This is a genomic window from Companilactobacillus insicii (assembly GCF_003946015.1).
GTDB classification, from domain to species: domain Bacteria; phylum Bacillota; class Bacilli; order Lactobacillales; family Lactobacillaceae; genus Companilactobacillus; species Companilactobacillus insicii.
Map to the genome: position 1 here is coordinate 1 of NZ_RHNU01000027.1, position 19,140 is coordinate 19,140.

Annotated in this window: 11 protein-coding genes, 1 other RNA gene and 1 pseudogene; 3 read left to right on the forward strand and 10 right to left on the reverse strand. The window is 33.6% G+C overall.

Translation table 11 applies throughout. From position 1 onward, the window contains the following. Positions 1–127: 127 nt before the first annotated feature. On the forward strand, positions 128–1,072 hold the full coding sequence (locus EKM79_RS08800) for a magnesium transporter CorA family protein (RefSeq protein WP_125567980.1): 945 nt from the start codon (positions 128–130) through the stop codon (positions 1,070–1,072). Positions 1,073–1,076: 4 nt separating this feature from the next. Here EKM79_RS08800 and EKM79_RS08805 read toward each other — a convergent pair whose 3' ends face one another. The 4 genes and pseudogenes from EKM79_RS08805 to EKM79_RS08820 all read right to left on the reverse strand — a co-directional run bounded on the left by EKM79_RS08805 (position 1,077) and on the right by EKM79_RS08820 (position 3,923). Beyond that, on the reverse strand, positions 1,077–2,195 hold the full coding sequence (locus tag EKM79_RS08805; protein ID WP_125567982.1) for a THUMP domain-containing class I SAM-dependent RNA methyltransferase: 1,119 nt from the start codon (positions 2,193–2,195) through the stop codon (positions 1,077–1,079). 70 nt (positions 2,196–2,265) lie between these two features. Then, an RNA gene (gene rnpB, locus EKM79_RS08810) (RNase P RNA component class B) lies at positions 2,266–2,621 on the reverse strand. Between the two features lie 288 nt (positions 2,622–2,909). Continuing rightward, a pseudogene (gene gpsB / locus EKM79_RS12510) lies at positions 2,910–3,299 on the reverse strand (cell division regulator GpsB); the annotation flags it as partial. 72 nt (positions 3,300–3,371) lie between these two features. Beyond that, positions 3,372–3,923, reverse strand: coding sequence for an SLOG family protein (locus tag EKM79_RS08820; protein WP_125567984.1), 552 nt, complete (start codon positions 3,921–3,923; stop codon positions 3,372–3,374). A gap of 132 nt (positions 3,924–4,055) precedes the next feature. On the opposite strand from EKM79_RS08820, the gene recU reads away from it, so the two are divergent. Together recU and EKM79_RS08830 are read left to right on the forward strand one after the other, a co-directional pair. Next, positions 4,056–4,694: a Holliday junction resolvase RecU gene (gene recU, locus EKM79_RS08825; protein ID WP_125567986.1), complete on the forward strand. Its 639-nt coding sequence runs from the start codon at positions 4,056–4,058 to the stop codon at positions 4,692–4,694. Next, positions 4,691–7,126 carry a transglycosylase domain-containing protein gene (locus tag EKM79_RS08830; protein WP_125567988.1) on the forward strand — a complete coding sequence of 812 codons (2,436 nt, stop codon included), beginning with the start codon at positions 4,691–4,693 and terminating at the stop codon, positions 7,124–7,126. The genes recU and EKM79_RS08830 overlap by 4 nt, the downstream gene beginning before the upstream one ends. A gap of 41 nt (positions 7,127–7,167) precedes the next feature. Here EKM79_RS08830 and EKM79_RS08835 read toward each other — a convergent pair whose 3' ends face one another. The 6 genes from EKM79_RS08835 to EKM79_RS08860 form a co-directional block, all read right to left on the reverse strand. Next, positions 7,168–7,818 (reverse strand): endonuclease III domain-containing protein, encoded by a 651-nt coding sequence (locus EKM79_RS08835; protein ID WP_125567990.1) that lies wholly within the window; start codon positions 7,816–7,818, stop codon positions 7,168–7,170. Beyond that, positions 7,818–8,441, reverse strand: a complete 624-nt coding sequence (locus EKM79_RS08840) for a DnaD domain protein (protein ID WP_125567992.1) — start codon at positions 8,439–8,441, stop codon at positions 7,818–7,820. Before EKM79_RS08840 ends, EKM79_RS08835 begins: the two co-directional genes overlap by 1 nt. A gap of 101 nt (positions 8,442–8,542) precedes the next feature. Next, entirely contained in the window at positions 8,543–9,022 is a 480-nt protein-coding gene (locus EKM79_RS08845) for a cell wall elongation regulator TseB-like domain-containing protein (protein ID WP_125567994.1), read from the reverse strand. A gap of 61 nt (positions 9,023–9,083) precedes the next feature. After that, a complete protein-coding gene (locus tag EKM79_RS08850) occupies positions 9,084–11,891 on the reverse strand; it encodes a helicase C-terminal domain-containing protein (RefSeq protein ID WP_246005659.1) in 2,808 nt (935 codons plus the stop codon). Positions 11,892–11,905: 14 nt separating this feature from the next. After that, complete coding sequence (gene addA / locus EKM79_RS08855) at positions 11,906–15,541, reverse strand: helicase-exonuclease AddAB subunit AddA (RefSeq protein ID WP_125567996.1); 3,636 nt, start codon at positions 15,539–15,541, stop codon at positions 11,906–11,908. Beyond that, the gene (locus tag EKM79_RS08860) at positions 15,534–19,070 is read right to left on the reverse strand and encodes a PD-(D/E)XK nuclease family protein (protein WP_164506056.1); all 3,537 of its coding nucleotides are present in this window, start codon (positions 19,068–19,070) and stop codon (positions 15,534–15,536) included. Before EKM79_RS08860 ends, addA begins: the two co-directional genes overlap by 8 nt. Positions 19,071–19,140 lie beyond the last annotated feature (70 nt).

The following is a 19,140-nucleotide window of genomic DNA, read 5'->3' on the forward strand; positions in this document are numbered from 1 at the left end:
GCATAAAAAAATCCACACCATTTCTAGTGTGGAAATTGCTCTAAGATGTCTCACCAATACTATTTGACATAGAGCCAAATAGTTGGGATTACTTTTATGCTATTATTGTTTTCGAGGGAGAACAACTATGATAAATCAACAAACACTTAATCAGGGATTAACCTTGATTGATATTCATTCTAAAGAAAATTTGAGTGATAAGGATCGTACCAAATTAATTGAAAAATTCGATATTACTAACGAAATCCTCGATTATGCTGATGATACAAATGAACGTGCACGACTGGAGTTCGATGATCACACCAACACATTTTTAATTGTCTTCAATGTTCAAAAAGAGACTGCTACTGATGATGACTCAACAGATAGCACATTACCTGTTTCTTTTGCTATTAAAGATGACAAACTATTCTTATTTACAAATAATAACACTCATTACTTAAATGATTACATTACAAAAGCCGATAATCACTTTACAGGTGATCTAGACGACCGTATTTGGGAAATTATATTCAATACCTTTGATCAAGTTTCTAGCGACTACAACGATCGTATGAGTGAAATTAATCAAAGTCGTAATCGAATTCAGGAACACATCAAACATAGTCGTTCTTCTAAAAATCAAATTCTGGAACTTGCAGGTCTGGAAGACTTAATTACTTATATTAGTACTGCCATTAATGGTAACTTTAATGTCGTTAAACAAATTGAAATAGTTTCAACTGGAAAAATACAAAATATTAGCTTGTCAAAAAAATCTAAAGAACATTTACACGATTCAATTATTGAAATAGAGCAAATCAGAGATCAAGCCAATCTAACTTCTGACATCATTGATCGAGTAGCAAATACATATAACAACATTCTTAACAATCAAACAAATACGACCATGAAAATACTGACAGTTTATACAATTGTCTTAAGTATTCCCACGATCGTATCGGGTTTTTACGGTATGAATATGAAGCTTCCAGTTGCTAACAAATGGTGGTCATGGTTCTTCTCACTCATTGTTACAGCATTTTTAATTCTATTGATACTCTGGGATCTACATCGCCGAAATAGTTTATAAAATATTAGTGACGTCTTGTAGCCCAGTATTGGTAATAATCAGTTCTAATTGATCCATTATATAATTTACGTTTTTTAGTAGCTTTTTCACCATAATACTTTTCAAATTCCAAATCACTAGTTAGAATATATTTACTCCAAGTGGGAGCGGTCGAAAAGACTTCTCCCATTTCTTTGTATAATTTTCTAACACCTTCCATGTCACTCATACGTTGACCATATGGGGGATTAGCAATGATTACACCATCATCGCCTTCAATCTTTAAATCCTTTAAGGCAATTTGTTTAAATTGAATATCGTGAAGTACTCCGGCATCATGTGCATTTAGTTTAGCAACATCAATCATTGATCCATCAATATCACTGGCAAAGATATTTAACTCAACATCTTTCTCTCCAGCTCTAGCCTCTTCCTTAAGATTGTTTAAAATCTTAGGGTCAAACCAATCAAAATCTTCAAATAGGAAATGACGTTGAATACCAGGAGCAATATTTCTAGCCAAACGTGCAGCTTCAATCGCTATTGTACCTGAACCAGTAGTTGGATCGATAAATGGCATGTTCGGATGCCAAACTGTTAATAGAATCATGGCAGCTGCAAAATTTTCCTTCAACGGTGCCGCACCATGTTCAACACGATAACCACGTTTATATAGTGATGCACCCGTTGTATCAAGTGTTACTTCAACTTCATCTTTGTGAATACGTGTTTCAATTTGGAAAGTAGCACCAGATTCAGGTAATCTTCCACGACGCATATAAATATCGGCCATTTTGTTGACAATAGCTTTTTTTGTAATTGCTTGAATATCACGTTCGGAATGAAGCTTTGACTTAACAGTTCTAGCCTTAATTGGAAAAGCAGCATTCAATGGTAACCACTGATCCCAGTCAATTGCGTAAACTTTATCAAATAATTCCTCAAAAGTAGTCGCTTTAAATGTACCAATCAGTATTTTGATTCGATCAGCACTACGCAACCAAAGATTTGCTTTTGCAATATCTTCATATTCACCTTCAAAGTATACTTTGCCATTTTCCGTTTGAGTCTCATAACCTAAATCTTTTAATTCACGTGCGGTTATAGCTTCAAAACCGCTTGACATTGTTGCAATTAATTTCATTTCTACCTCTTCATGAGTTAAATTTTTATACAAAAAAAGGACGAACAAGTCGTCCCTTACCTTAGTAAATTTCTATAAGCCACGTTCTGTTCATGTATCGGCTAGGCACTCCGATACAGTTAGTAATCATCTATCTACAATTACGCCTTCACAGTAGATTCATTTCTCGTTATGAAGCGCCCCTACCAAAGTTTGGGTTGCCCGCTCGCGGGGTTTACCTCGTTCCACTATTACGATTTCTCGTAATACTACGTCTCTGTGGCACTTTCAAGCTAGTAACGCATTGTCGAAACTTTAGCGCGTTCGCTGCCGTTACCCGAAGGTACCTTGGCTTATTGGGCCAAGCACGGACACTACAAGCATCTCAGCTCGTGCGGGCGTGGACTTTCCTCAGCTTAGATAACTAAGCCGCGATTACTCAAAATTTACCGATGAACTTATTATACACTAAAATTGATTAAAATTACCATTATTATTAATATTTCCATTATTTCCGTTAAAACCATTCATATTTTGGCCCTGACGGTTAGCTTGAAAATGATTTGGATCAGTAAAACCTTGTTGTTGATTATTCATTTGTGGTTGTTGCATACGTGGATTAATTTCATTATGTCCACTTTCAACATTGCTTCCAGACATATTATTGGGAACAGCTGCAGAAGCAAATTGCTTTATTTCATGATTTTCGTCAGGGAGACCATTTGAGAAGTCATGACCAAATACACGATTTTCCAAATTTGAAAGTCTTCTCAAAATATCATAATTAGTAGAAGATTCAGACATAGCACTTGATGTGGCTTGATTCTTCATTTGTGATCTAGGAACACGATTCTTAGGCATTTGTTGTTGTACTTGCTTTGGTTGCGATTGTGATCCCTTAGAATTAAGTTGCGCTTTTAATCCTTCATTTTCTGATTGAAGACGATTCAACTCGTTTGAATATGCTTCATAATCCTTAATGATTCCATCTAAGAATTGATCAACTTCAGTTGGATCGTATCCTCTCATTTTTGTTTTAAATTCTTTTTGTAAAATATCATTTGGTTGAAAGTTTAAAACAAAATTATTGTCATTACCTTGTGGATTTTGATTAAATCCATTCATTTGATTCATATTATTCATATTGAGCACCCCAATTTGTGTTAATTAATTATACCAAAAAATGTAACTCTTAAGCTAGTTATCAAACATAATATTAGCAAAATCTTGCATAGTGTCAAAGTCAACAAGTTCTAATTCATAATCATTACCAGCTGTTCGATAATTCTGGATAGCTTCATAATCATATTTAGGTTTCCCACCGCTGTCCGGATCGTAAAAAATCATCGCCCCATCGGTATGTTTTAACATAAAATCCTGCCATGTTCGCAACTGTACACTTGAATGATAACCCATATTAGACAATTTGTTAGTATAGTCTGCATTTCTTAAAAAAATATTTAGTAATTGCTGGTTATTCTCATTCCATTTAGCTCCAAATTCAGAAAATGGTAACATCACCGCATGCTTGATATCATATCCTTTATCTTTAACGTCTTTAACAGATTTTCCAATTATTTGTTCTGTACCTAGTTGGGCTCCAGTTAAAACCCACTCCATTCCATCTTCAGCATAGTTAATCAAACGTTCTGTAAAAAAATTCTGAATTACTTTAGCTTTAGGATCATCTGGTTTGAATAAACCTATCTCGTAAGAACGATAACCAGTTATCCATAAGTTTTTTATCATTAAATATATCTCCTTGAATAAGTTATTAATGTAATGCTGTATAATGTTCTAAATTAAATTGAATGAACGAAAGGCGCCCCGCCTTTCTACATAATTCAATCATGGTATAATGCACAAGTAGGAGTTGATATTTTGAAATTTAATTACCCTGATGGCAGATCATTTAACAATCAACCATCACCTGCTTCAAAAAAGCTCTCTATTGATACTTCGGCTAAGAAAAAACTAATTTTCGGTGACCGTGGTATGACACTAGAGGAAGAAATAAATGAAAGCAATAAATATTATCGTAGTCATGAAGTTGCTGTAATTTATAAAAAACCAACGCCTATACAAATTGTCAAAGTAGATTATCCAAAAAGAAGCCGTGCCGTTATCAAAGAAGCTTACTTCAGGCAAGCATCTACAACTGATTACAATGGTGTTTATAATGGTTACTACATTGACTTTGAGGCCAAGGAAACGAAACATAAGAATACCTTCCCATTGAAGAACTTTCATCAACATCAAATAGATCATTTGAAAGCTTGTCAAAAACAAGGTGGAATATGTTTCGTAATCATCAAATACGTTGCTCTAAAACGGTATTTTATCATGCCGGCAAATAATTTGTTTGAATATTGGGATGGACAAAAGTACGAAGGTGCAAAATCAATTCAACTTCAGCAAATAATTGATTGTTCCATTGAAATAAGTCCCAATTATAACCCTACTTTACCCTATATTAACGCTGTTCAACAGCTAATAGAAAGTGGGAGGGAGAAAAAATGAGTAAAAAGAAAAACAACACTCCTTCATCTAGCGCAACTGTTAAATCTATTTTTAAATGGTTGATGGCAATTGTTGGTGTACTAGCAGGTCTATTTATAGTGATTTTTATTTATTACGCTATAAGCGCACCAGTTGTCAGTCAAGAGAATCTTCAAAGCGGTGGCTCTTCTACCCTTGTTGATTCTAATGGCAAAACAATTGCATCTTTAGGTGCTAACAAAAGAAATTACGTGACAATTGATAAAGTTCCCCAAAGAGTTCAAGATGCTGTTATCTCTATTGAAGATAAGAATTTCTATAATGAACCTTTAGGAATCGATCCTATCCGAATAGTTAAGTCAGCAATCAATAACGTAACTAAGGGAACTTTACAGGGTGCTAGTACTTTGACACAGCAACTTATTAAATTGACCGTATTTTCAACTGATGCAAAGGATCAAACATTCAAGCGTAAGATGCAAGAAGCATATCTGGCAATGCGAGTCAGTCAGAAATTTTCTAAGCAACAAATTCTTGAATTTTATCTTAACAAGGAATACTTCAATAATGGTATTGGTGGGATTAAAACCGCATCTAAATATTATTATGGAAAAGATTTAGATGAATTGACAACCGCACAAACTGCATTACTTGCTGGTATTCCCAATGCACCAAGTAATTACGACCCTTATGTACATCCCGAAGCAGCTAGAAATCGTCGAAATTTAGTACTCTATGCAATGTACGAAAATAATAAGATCACAAAGGCAGAGGAAACTGAAGCTCTTAATACACCGATAACTGACGGCTTGCAACCATATAAAAAAGTAAGTAATAGTAATGATACTAAACGTATCGTATCTGACCCTTACATAAAAGAAGCAATCACAGAAGTTAAGAAAAAGGGCTTTGACCCCTATCGTGATAATCTTAAAATCACAGTAAATATGGATTACAACGCTCAAAAGAAATTGTATAGTATCGTTAATTCCGGTACTGTGACTTTCCAAAATGCTAAGGAACAAGTTGGTGCAACCATTATCAATCCCAACAATGGTAAAGTCGTTGCTATGATTGGTGGTAGAAATTTATCCAACATACAATTTGGATTAAATCGTGCTGTACAAACTTCTCGTAGTAACGGTTCAACAATGAAACCAATTCTGGACTACGGACCAGCAATTGAATATTTAAACTGGTCTACTTACCATCAAGTCGAAGATACTGCATATACTTATCCAGGAACTGACATTGAATTAAAGGACTGGGATGAAGACTATGATGGACAAATCAGTATGCGAGAAGCACTAGTAAATTCAAGAAATATTCCGGCTGTTCGTACACTATCTGACGTAGGATTCAGCAAAGCTAAGGAATTTGCTAAAAAGCTAGGTATTACCATTGGAAGTGACCAAGGATTATCGGCTGGTATCGGTAGTGACGTTTCAAGTTTACAAGGTGCAGCAGCTTATGCAGCCTTTTCTAACGGTGGTATTTATTACAAACCAACATATGTTTCAAAAATTGAAACAGCTGATGGAATAACTCACAGATATAGTTCTAAGGGAAAACGAGTTATGAAGTCATCTACTGCATATATGATCACTGACATGTTAAAAGGTGTACCTGAAGAGTATGCCAAATATGCAGATATTTCCGGATTACATCACGCTGGTAAAACTGGTACTACCAATTATGCTGAGAGTGCTATCTCTACAAATTCTGCATTAAATGGTACAGCCAAGGATGCTTGGTACAATGGTTATACTAAAAATTATTCCATGAGTATTTGGACCGGCTATGATTCACCTAACACTGAAGGTATATCAACGACATATCAAAGTGTTCCAGGGAAAGTTTACAAAGCTATGTTTGAGTATCTTCAAGATAGATCTGATAGTACAAATCCTAATTGGCAAAAACCTAATTCAGTTGTCAGACTAAATATTCTGAATAATGGTTCTACGACCCCTATTGTCTCCTCATCATTAAGTGGTGCAACAAGTGAATTGTTTGTTAAAGGATACGCTCCAAACAATCCATATAAGGGAACTGAAAGTTACTCATCATCTTCAAATAGCACATCTGAATCAAGTTCAAATGACGCTACATTTAACAGACCATCAAGCAGCAACTCTGAATCATCTGACGAAGAAAATGATACAAATGAAAATGAATCGTCAACTACTGGTACAGGAACTACTGGAAACGATGGAAATAATTCTTCCACTAATAATAATCAAGGTGGAAATAATTCAAATAATAACAATAACACTGGCAATACTGGTGGTAATAACAATACTGGAAATGCTGGTGGAGGCAATACCGATAATAGCAACAATAATTCTAATGGTGGAGGATCAACTAGTGGTAGTGACACCGGCGATCAAGGTGGAACAACTCAAGGCGGTTCATCATCAACTACTCAAAGTGGTAACACATCATCTAAATAGACAAAAAGCAACCTTCAAAATAAAATTTGAAGGTTGCTTTTTTATATTCCTGATTCATTTTCTTCATTTAATTTATCACAATCAATAATTAACTGACATACTTCCTTTTCAGGCGCTAATTTCATTGAGTATTTACGACCATACTCAATCATCGTATGGTGTGCCTGATGTAATTCTTCAGGATTCATAACACTTACAATTTTGTTCTCTACTTGTAAAGGAGATGCCTTCTGATCAACAAAGTGCAATCTTTTAGATATTGCTGACACATGAGTATCTACAGCAAAGGTAGGTTCATTAAAGACATCACTCAAAACAACGTTTGCCGTCTTACGACCTGCTCCAGGTAATGCCATAATTCCCTTTCGATCAGTTGGAACGACATCATTGAGCTCTTCGTGAACAATCTTGGCAGTTTTTATAATATTCTTAGCTTTATTGTGGAATAAACCGACGCTTTTAATAATTCGCTCTACATCCTCAACGTCCGCATTCATCAAATCTCTGGGTTCTGGGTAGAGTTTGAACAATGTCGGTGTAACTTTATTAACTGATACATCTGTCGCCTGTGCGCTTAAAATAACTGATATAAGATATTGAAATGGTGTACGTGAATCTAATGATGGACCTACCGGACCAATATCTTCTTCCATCTGGTGAATTGCCCAGACAATTTGTTCGTCTTTTAACATTAATATCCCAACTTCTTTCGTCTTTCTTGGAGTTGCTCTGCTGTCTTAATATTACTCTTTTCCCAGCTAATTAAAATACGATCCATATATTTCATAGAATATGCTTGATTCAACACAGCCTCTTTTAACGCTAAATCAATCAATTCAATGGAATAGTGATCATCATCGATCCACTGGTGAACCTGATCTTGTTCAATTGGAGAAATTGGTCGACCAAATTCCACCTCAATTTTTTTAAATAGTTCTTCAGTAGCAGACATTAATTGACTCTTTTTGTCATTATCTGATTGTTGTTTCAATAAAACTTCTAAACGTTTAAAAATTGGTGTTAATGAATAAATGTCACGTTGTTGATGATGATCAATCACAGTTTTTAATTCAATGATTCCCAACTTGATTAAACCTTGAATTATGGTATAAATGGTTGATTCATCCATTCCTGTATCTGCGGACATATTTGCTGCCATAGGAAATTGAATTCCCTTTTGGGCATACAGTGACAATTCTAAGTAAACCACCAAATCTTTTTCAGTCATTCCTAATTTACTATAATTTTGAATTATTAAATTACTAAGACTCGTATTTCCACTTGTCAAAAAATAATTAAAAGTGTTTTCGTCCATTAAATTCACTTCTTCCTCTCAGTCACATGTACAAAAAGAACGCCATTTACCATGTAAATAACGTTCTAATTAAAATTAAAAATATAATCTTAGATGAATAACTATAAGTTATTCAAAATCTGAATACTCTTACCCGTACGAAAATCAACTAAATTATAGCCTAAAGTACCCTTTTTATTCTCAAAAGCTACTTCCCAAGTAGGTTTATTCTTGTACATACCAAGGTTAATATGCAAGATTTTTGTTGCACTATATCTGTCTGCAACTCCCTGAATTATATCTTTACGAACAGGTGCATTGTTCAAATTGACTATTTTTGTTTTACCATTTTTAGCATTAATAATAATATAACGATACTTATCATTCTTAGTCAAACCACCAACAGAATAGTACTGTTTTTCTCGTGTAAAGTTTCCAAAATAATCTGGCTGAGTAATACCTGCTTTTTGTTCTGCAATAGTATTAGCCTGTGATTTTGCACTCGAGCTAGGTGCAGCAGAAAGATTAATGTATGTTAATGCCGAAACAATAAATAATGCAATTATTGATATTGTCAGTAAAATTTTTGTACTTCTATTCATAATTCTTCCTTTATTTGGTCAGTTGAAATTGTACAGCAATAATAGTATATCAACTTTTTAATTAATTCAAAAAGTCATTCATATCTTTTTTTATTGAATCCATGTCTTCATCTATGACTTGTAATCCGTTAGGTAACGAATTCAAAATATCTTTACCATAATTTTTAGTTAAGATTCGATTATCAAGTAGTAAGATAACCCCTTTATCTTCAGGACTTCTAACTAATCTTCCCAGTCCCTGTCGCAATTGTAATATTGCTTTTGGCAATGCATCAGCTTTGAAGATGTTCAAACCACGTTCACGTAAAATATCTTGTCGTATTTTTACATCTGGTTGTTCTGGTGATTCAAACGGAATTCTAGTGACTATTAGAATTTCAAGCATTTTCTTAGGAAAGTCAACACCTTCCCAGAATGAATTAGCTCCAAGCAAAACAGATCTTTTTCCAATTGCAAAACGCTTTTTGATTTTTTCGTTAGTTCCCGTTACACCTTGTGCTAAGATTTCCCATTTTTCTTTTACATCAGTATGCATCAATCGGTCATACACATTGCTTAATGTATTTAATGAATTGAATAGTATCATAGTTTGATGATCAAGATTATCTAAAATATCAACGATATAACTTGTCACCATATCAAAATACGCATCCTCATCTAGTGAGAAAATATCTGGAACATCCGAAGGTAAGAATATTTTACTATTTTTGGCCATATTATTTGCATCAGGTAATATGTTCATCTGATTAATCTGACCTTCATTCAGCTGTAAATCCATAATGAAATGTGTGAAATCTTTTTGAATGGTAATAGCAGCACCTATGGCAACAATTTGACTAAATCTATCTGTTACCTCATCAATTAAGTTTTTAATATCAAATTGACGCCAGCTTATCTTGAGAGTATTAGGTTCATAATAATCACGCATTTCAAGTTCAACACCAAATTCTTGCTTTTGACCTTGAAGTGACTGTAATAGTTCATCTATATTATTCAAAACACCACGCAACTTACTGTTCTCGATAATCAAGTTTGAGATAACTTTTGATAATTCCACTGAAATAAAGTTTTTTTGAAAGTTATATTGATCAAACAATGTATCGACTCTATTAACTATTAAGGATAATTCCACTATTAAATCCGACAATAAATCTATTAATTCAGAATTATTATTACCAAATTTTTGCTCACTATCGATAATTGATACAAATTGTTCTCTATTTTTAAACGAAACATTATCTTGAATATAATTTTCAAAAATATTAAATTCCAGTCGCTCAACTAATTCGTCGATTGCTTTGAAATGGCTCTCCATATTTTGCAAGTCCTGATAATTCCACAATTGAGTAGTTACTTCAGTAAATGCATATCGCAAAGTAACCCTATTTTGATACAAAATATCACTTATCTTTTTGACATATTCATTTAATTTTAGGAAGTCAACACTTGGCGATGCAACATCCCGTAAACTATTTGCAAAATGATTAGCTTCGTCAACTACTAAGTACGAGTTCCTACCCCAAATTGTGCTATCAATATTTCTTGCTAAATATGATTGATTAGTAACAAGTATTAGAGATTCTTGATAACGATTTTGTTGGTACATCCAAAAATCATCTTTACTAAACAAAGTATTTTCTTTTTGTTCACCACGATGCCTAATAATTGTAAATAAAGGGCTACTATAATTTGTTAAATGGAGTTCACTTAAATCACCAGTTGTCGTCATCGTTAACCAAACAAGAATCTTCATCTTTAAAATTGCCGTATGACTGTGCATTCGATAATTATCCAAAGCTTCATAGAATCTATCCAAATCAATAAAATTGTAGCTACTTTTTACAACTTCAGCATGAAAATTATTACCTGTCACTTGATTAAGCAACGGTATTGATTGATCAATAACTTGTTGTTGTAAAACTTTAGTCGTTGTAGCAATTACCAACTTCTGATTGTTATTAATCACATATGACAAAGGCAAAAGATAACCTAGTGTCTTCCCAGAACCAGTTGGAGCCTCAATCAAGTTCCACTTTTTATGTTTATTGAGATGCTGACTAGTTTGATATATATCGTCCATTAACTTGGCTTGATTTTTACGATACTCCAAGACACCTTTAAGCTTTTTCTGCTTTTCTAGCTTGGTATCAGGATACTTCGAACTTCGATCAATTGCTTCACTGACATGCAGATCCTTTTTACGTAAAACCAAACCATTGTGTTCATATAAGTAATCCGGCAAAACACTTTGCTTACCTTCTACCTCTTTAACTACTTGCTTAAAAACAAGATTAGTATCACGAATAGTATCCTTACCAAAATCTGCCAATAATTTCAAAGTTTGAATTGGCAATTCTTGAAGTCTTTTAACGATTATTAAAAATAGCTTAGCCGTAACTAAGGCATCACTGTCCGCACTATGCGGATTATCATGTTGAATACTCAAATAACCTGTTAAATCTTGTAACTTATAACTACTGATAGTTGGAAATAATATTTGTGACAACTCTACAGTATCGATTGCCTTAATATTAAGTTCATTCATACCTATACGATTAAATTCACGGTTTAAAAATGTAAAATCAAAATTAACATTATGCGCAATAAAAACTTTGTTTTTTAATAGTTTAAAAATCTTTGGTGCAATTTCTTCAAAAGTAGGTGAATCGCAAACATCTTCATCACTCAATCCTGTTAGTGCAGTAATTCGACTAGGAATCGGTACTTGAGGATTGATTTTTTGATTATATGTTTTAACGATCTCTCCATCTTCTATAAGTGCACAGCCAAATTGAATAATACGCCCGTTGTCATGCCAATTAGCATTAGTTGTCTCAAGATCAACAACAGCGTAGGAATTTTTCAACATAGTTCACCACTAATCTAGTTAATATTTTTACTTAAATTTACTGCTTGATTATTCTTCAAAAAGTAAAGAATCTTTTCTTTTACCGGTTTGTGACGGATAACTGAAATTGCTTGCGCATAAAGATTCAATTGCCCAGAATATTTTTCAATTGCTTGATTAAGATTCTTATCGTTCACATTATCGGTCTTGTAATCAAAGAGAACAATCTCGTCCTCTAGTTCAATCACTCCATCAATAATACCATGAACCAAAATCTTATCATCACTAGAATCACTTTTTCCTACATCTTTAAACAATCTTTTTGCTGGCATAAGCACTGAAAACGGAAATTCACGTGAAACTGAATCATTTTTTTCAACTATTAAATGTCCCAAATCACTTTCATAAAAACTTACTAAACTTTGTAAGTCTATTTGTTTACCAACATTCTCTTCAATTTTTCCATCAGTAACTGAATCGGACAATAACTTCTTGAACGTTTCAATTGTTGGAATCTGCGCGATACTTACCTTTTGTAACAACAAATGAGTTGCACTACCTATTTCTGCGGCAGAAACGGATTTTGTCTCTGCCAAGAACTTTGGTTTTGCAAAACTATCTTGAATGTACTTACCATTATCTGATAACAAGTCAGTGGCCATTTGCTCATCATCAGGGTCAGCAAATAATCCTTTAATCTCGGAAACTGATTGATAGGCTGTTGTTTCAACTGCTTCCTGATGTTGATAATTAAAATTCAAAATATTGTCTACAGTATCTCTAAACAGCTTTGAAGGTTGTTCTGTAGCTATTTGAATAACTTTATTATTTGCAGTTGGTTTCGGGTTATCACTCTCTTCGATAATTCGTAATTCGATTCGAGAGTTTTTATTTTCAAAGTGATTTTCACCTTCTGATAATAAACGTTCATTATCAGTTAATGTGCTCATCCCTATTAGATTCTGATAAGTTCCCGAATTTAAACGCGAGGCCTCGTCAATGACTCCGTTGTCTTCAACAATTGTACTATCCCAGCGATTAAACATCTTCTCTGTATCTTTCTCAAATCCAATCATAATCAATTTTTGTTTGGCACGAGTTAAGGCAACGTATAACAGTCGCATCTCTTCGGAAACAGTTGCCACTTTCTTCTTTGTAGCAATCAATGATCGTTGAACAGTTGGAACAGTAATTCTACTTTCATCATCAAGCAATGTTATCCCTATACCCAAGTCGACATCATATAGCGTACTTCCTATATAGTCCTGCTTATTAAAGCTATGACTCAAATCTAAAAAAATAACAATTGGAAACTCCAACCCCTTGGAAGCATGGACGGTCATTACTTTAACGGTATCGTCAACTACCTCAATGCTGTTTGGTTGTGACAAATCTTTATTCATCTTTTCCATTCTTTGAATAAAATCAATAAAATCATGAAGGCCCTTGAAGTTTGTTTCCTCATAACTATTAGCTCGCTGATAAAGTGCATGTAAATTGGCAGATCTTTGTTTACCTCCAGGCATCCCTGAAACATACTCTAGAATTCCGGTTTCTTGATAAATTTTCCAAATTAGTCTAGCAATACTATTTTTATTAGCAAAATCACGATATGTCTCCAATTGAATAAAGAAAGCTTTGATCTTATCTGCCAGTTTTTGATCATTATCTTCAGTTTCCATGTACAACTTCATAGCCGTATAATAATCATCACTTTTATCAGCCAAACGAATCTGTGACAATTCTTCTTCATTTAATCCAACAATCGGTGAACGTAATACTGCAACCAAAGGAATATCCTGTCTTGGATTATCGACTATTTGTAACATCGACATCATAATTTGCAATTCAGTAGTTTGGAAGTAATTTTGGGCATCAGTAACCATCAATGGAATTTCGGCTTTAGAAAAATACGATATCAAATCAGTATTATTTCCTTTGGTTCTAGATAAAATAGCTATATCTGAATACTTCAAATCACGATATTCTTTATGCTTGTTATCATAAACTTGAAATTTAGAATTCATAAGGTCTTTAACACGTTTTGCCGCAAATTCAATTTGCGACTGACGTTTAGTTACTTGATTGACATTATCATTTTTAGATAAAATGTATAATTCATTTTGTGTATCGGCTTCTTCAGGAAAGCTAGTTCCTTCGATTAGTTGGGAATTTTTATCATAATTGATATCACCAATTGAGCGATCAAATATTTTCTTAAATATGTCATTAACAAATGTATCAACCGAACCTGAAGAACGAAAGTTCATCGACAAATTGATTAATTCATTAGGATTATCATCTTTTTGAAATTCATCATACTTATGAGCAAAAATATAGGGCGCAGCTTGACGAAAACCATAAATTGATTGCTTAATATCACCGACCATAAAAATATGATTATCATCATTGGAAAGTAATTGAATAATATTTTCCTGCATTGCATTAACGTCTTGATATTCATCGATCATAATCTCATGGAATCGATTTTGATAGAAATCCAGCGCTACTTGTTTATCATCTACACTAGACTTGAGTATTTGAACAGCTTGATGCTCCAAGTCATTAAAATCTAAAGCATGACCAGCAAGTTTTATCTTTGAAAATTCTTTCATAAACTTGTGCTCAACTTCAACCAATTTATCAATAATCAAAGCTGAATTATTCATTGTTTCTAGCATATCAGACTCATTTTGAATGAAATACTCATTAGTAATTCTATCCTTAATGCTTTTATTTATGTCATCTTTGACTGCCCTAACAAAATCAAACACAGTCAAATCCATACCCTCTTTTTGTTTCTTAGAAACACGCGGTACAGAAGTGAACTTTAACTTAGAAAAGTTTTCTTTTAACTGATCAAATGACTCATTCTGAGCATCATCTTTAATTTGATTAACTTGTGCAATCATTTCCTTGAATGTCGGTATATATAATGCCCCAAGTTCATCATCTGATGCACTTTTAATGGCACTTTGTGACATTGAAAGAATCTGGTCTAAAGACTTTAAAAATTGTGGTAAAAATCTCTGTTGATAAAAATCAGTTTTATTTAACGGACCACTCAACTTATACATCGAACTTAATCCATCTAGCCATTCATCCGTCTTGGCATTTGTTATAGCAAAGTCATAGAGTTTAAAAACAACATCAACTAAGCCGTCATCACTACGATCATCAGAAAAATTTTCAGTCAACTTCAAAAAGTCTTCATCATTTTTTTCATAGTATTTATTTCTAACATTATCAAATGCTTGTTCTTGTAACATGGATTTTTCAGTATCATCGCTGATTAATCTAAAGTTAGGATCAAGATCAATTACATAGTAGAACTTCTGAATAACACTTAGGCAGAAGGCATGTAAGGTACTGATGTTGGAAATTGGAATTTTAAAGATTTGTCGTTGTAGATGTTCGCGCACTTCTTTTGTCAATTCCTTATCCTTTAACAATTCTTTGATACGAGCAACAAGCCGATCTTTCATTTCCATTGCAGCAGCATCAGTAAAGGTTGCTACAAGTAAGTTATCAACATTTTCGCCATTCTTCAGCATCTCAATAATTCGTTCAATCAAAATTGTTGTTTTACCTGATCCAGCAGCGGCCGAAACTAAAATATCGTGACCATGATGAAAAATTGCTTTATTTTGATCATCAGTCCATTTAGGCATCTTCTTCACCATCCTCTAAAATATCTTCAATTCGTTTTAAAACATCAATTTTTTTGTACTTAATAATTTCATGATAATCATTTTCCGGCAACATTGCGTCAAATTGGAAGATGGATTGATAATCACTGTATGTCAGGCCAGTCCGCATTTGATAGTCTCGATACGGATTCAAATTTAATTTACCTGAATAAATTTTTTCTCCGGCTTTAGTAATCAAATGTCGATTATAATTTAAAATCTTAAAGAAATCTGATTGACTAAGTACACTATCCGGTTCACCAAGTACACCTTCAGCCTTCGTATACTTAACAGGGGCAATCGGTGACTTTCCTGAACCAATAAGCTTGGTATCTATATTCTTGAGTAATTTATCGTCATCTAAAACTAACCCTTTAAGCTTGAATTCACTTAATAAATCAGTGTCTGTTACCCCTTTACGAGTTAACTTTAGTTTTGGATTTAAGATGTGTGAATAGAAAGCTCCAGCAACTCTGGCTTCATTAGCGTTACTTGCAGATTTTAGCAAATCTAAATTTTGATTCAAACTTTCCAAATAAGTTGGCATCTGCATAGTTAAACCCTCAAGAAAATTAGAAAAATTAAAATCGCGCTCACTGGACTTGTAATCAATGATAGCTAAATAATCAGTATCATCTACAAGCATCTCGTCAATACGATCAATCTTTCCTCTAACATTTATCCAATGCTTATCGAGAATTTTAAAAGATAGACCTGGCAAATTTTGCTGATTATTAATACGGCCAAATGTGACTTCTGAAGCTCTTGGAATGAACTTATTACGTGATAGCTGGCGCTTGATTGCTAATGCCAATTGCTTTAACGTTCGTTCAATCTGACTGGCAATAAATTCCATTCTTGCTGAGGCCAAGAATACCTTGTTTTCCGGGTAACTAACCTTTTCTTTAAAAATATCACCAATAAGTTTGGACAACTGATCATCAGTTAAATCTTGAATTTTAACATTTTCCTGATTGGTATACTTAACCAGTCCATCTAAGACAGCATGGAATAAGGAACCTGTTTGAGCTGGTGTAACCTCAAATAACTGTCTAGGCTTTAATCTGAGCCCATATTTCAAGAAATATTGGTATTCGTTCTCATAAAATGTTTCCAATCTAGATATGGAAATATTCATGTTATTACCATACAATTGTTCAACCGTTTCTGCCCGAAGATTGTGAGGAATATTTTTATAATCTAATGAGCTCATGACAAAACTCGTATGTTCCGGTTCCTCGTGCATTAAACTATTACGTATATAATTCCATTGACTAGACAGTCCTATTTTATTGTCTAAAGCTGATCGAGAAACACGAATTAAATAATTCAAACTAGAGGTCTTAGATCCAATATATCTAATTACTTGATTCTCCTCAGCATCCTTAGAATCAGGATTCAACAGGACATTTTGTTCTGGTAATGAAAATTGATTCATAATTCGGACAATATAACTAGATAACTCCTGTTGCTTATTGTTTTCAGTGAAATTAGGATATGTAAAAATCAATCGCTCTTTTGGTGTTGTAAACACAATATCGTGTAAAAATGGTTCAGAATTATTAACTATCTCATCCGAATCTTTCAAATATTTGCCATCAACAAGCGATTCAGAGATTGCCTGACGTTCATCATCCGAAATAATATCATTAGAAACAGAAGTTCCTGGCATATTATTGACGGTTGATCCAATAATAATCGCAATTCGACGGTCATCAGGCTGAATCATCCCAATTTCAGAAATACTTACTGCATCAAGTGTTGATGGAACTTGTGAATATGTAGCCGTCTCAAATCCAGCATCTAGAATTTCAATAAAGTCCTCACTACTAAATTTTGTATCTCGGAAAACTTCAACATACTCATCTAGTATTTCATTAAACTTATTGACTACCTGTTGAGGTTGATTAGCTTGTGCTAAATTGTTTTGTTCCGTTGCTTGTTTCTGCCATTCAATTAGCTGCTTAAATACCCCATGTTCATCAAGAAAATTATAGATAAAAGTAGACGCCTCAATGGTTGTATGTTCTGATTCAAAGAAACTGTTTAATTCCGTATACAAAAAGGCGGCGTAATTTTTTACGACATTCATTAAACGATAATCACGAATCTTTTCAGCATCCACTTCACTATCAAGCTTGGCTTCTGGAGCGAAATCCTTCCCTAACCAACCACGTCTGGTAATTCCGTTAGCTAAAGCGTAGTTTTCAGCCAAATCTACAGCTTCACGAAAAACTGATATACCTTCTTTATCAAAAATATTAGGTATCAGCAATTCCGTTCTCAATAATGCGATAACGTCGCTACTTTGCATTCCTCGATTAATCCATGCAAATAAAAGATCAATCATCTTTTTAAAGGGATGATCGGTCATTTTATTTTGAAGATCAATAAAATAAGGAACCTCATTGTTTTCCATAAATGATTCTATAAATGAACTGTATTGACCCAAATCTCTACTCAAAATCAAAAAGTCTTTATACCTATACCCTTGATTAGCAACCATTTGACGAATATACGTACTAATTGACGATACTTCCGTTTGCTTATCAGTACATTTCCAAACTTGAATTGAATTTTTATCACTCAAAGAAGTTTTTTGAATCTTCTCATTATACTCACTAGATTGAATCCAGTAGTTTTCTAACTTAGCCAAATCATCAGAAATGCGTAATTTATCCGCAAAAAAATTGTGGAAAGCTATTTGTCCCTCTTTGGCAATTTGATAAAGTTGATGGTATGTATTAGCCGGACGGTAGTAAAAGTCCGAAACATCATCCATCTTTAACACGGGTGTTTCCAGTGCAAATGAAATCGTTACATTCTTACAATTCAGAATCATCGATTTAACTAGATTTAATTCTGCAGCAGTAAATGACGAGAATCCAGAAATATAAAAATAATAATTTTGAGTATGTAAATCTTCATCAAAGAACTTACTTAAGGCATCAAGCTGGAAAGTATTAGTTGCCAAGCCTTGAATTTGTTCGAAGTAATCTCGATAAATAATGTCCAATTCTTGAATCTTATCGGTAAAAACTTCAGGATCATCCTGATTTAAGACCGATTCTAAATCGTCTGGTTCTACCTGACCGTTTAATAGTTCAGTGAACTGCGTCGAAAGTTGGTCGATAAATCCTGGCTTACCGACCATACCTGAAAATATTTTTAATTCTGATTTATGTTGTAAAATAATATTGCGTAATAACATTGCTGATTTAGTTTCAGTTAAGGAATCAGTGTTATAAATACTTTGACTACGTAAAAAGTACCAAGCTAAACGTGAGAAAGAAAAACTTTGAACATTGCTCGTTGCAATTAGTTCATCACTCTCCCCGTTATCCTGTCCCAGTGCCTTCAACGTATTAATTTCAGATTCAAATTTAATATGGTTAGGAACTAGAAAAAAGTATTCCCCATTAGGATTTTTTTGATAATCATCCTTAAACAATTCCATCATTTTCTTTTGATGGTCGAGTTGGTTTTTACCGAGTACAAAATTTAATGTCATAATCATTCTCCTGAAAAAATTCTATCATAGTTATGGTAATCAAAGTGGAAATCAAAGCTTGAGATGTATA

Excerpts from the sequence above, each read along its gene's own strand:
- EKM79_RS08800 (WP_125567980.1), top strand. The coding sequence starts at position 128 with ATGATAAATCAACAAACACTTAATCAGGGATTAACCTTGATTGATATT.
- EKM79_RS08805 (WP_125567982.1), bottom strand. The coding sequence starts at position 2,195 with ATGAAATTAATTGCAACAATGTCAAGCGGTTTTGAAGCTATAACCGCA.
- EKM79_RS08820 (WP_125567984.1), bottom strand. The coding sequence starts at position 3,923 with ATGATAAAAAACTTATGGATAACTGGTTATCGTTCTTACGAGATAGGT.
- EKM79_RS08830 (WP_125567988.1), top strand. The coding sequence starts at position 4,691 with ATGAGTAAAAAGAAAAACAACACTCCTTCATCTAGCGCAACTGTTAAA.
- EKM79_RS08835 (WP_125567990.1), bottom strand. The coding sequence starts at position 7,818 with ATGTTAAAAGACGAACAAATTGTCTGGGCAATTCACCAGATGGAAGAA.
- EKM79_RS08840 (WP_125567992.1), bottom strand. The coding sequence starts at position 8,441 with ATGGACGAAAACACTTTTAATTATTTTTTGACAAGTGGAAATACGAGT.
- EKM79_RS08845 (WP_125567994.1), bottom strand. The coding sequence starts at position 9,022 with ATGAATAGAAGTACAAAAATTTTACTGACAATATCAATAATTGCATTA.
- EKM79_RS08850 (WP_246005659.1), bottom strand. The coding sequence starts at position 11,891 with ATGTTGAAAAATTCCTACGCTGTTGTTGATCTTGAGACAACTAATGCT.
- addA (WP_125567996.1), bottom strand. The coding sequence starts at position 15,541 with ATGCCTAAATGGACTGATGATCAAAATAAAGCAATTTTTCATCATGGT.
- EKM79_RS08860 (WP_164506056.1), bottom strand. The coding sequence starts at position 19,070 with ATGACATTAAATTTTGTACTCGGTAAAAACCAACTCGACCATCAAAAG.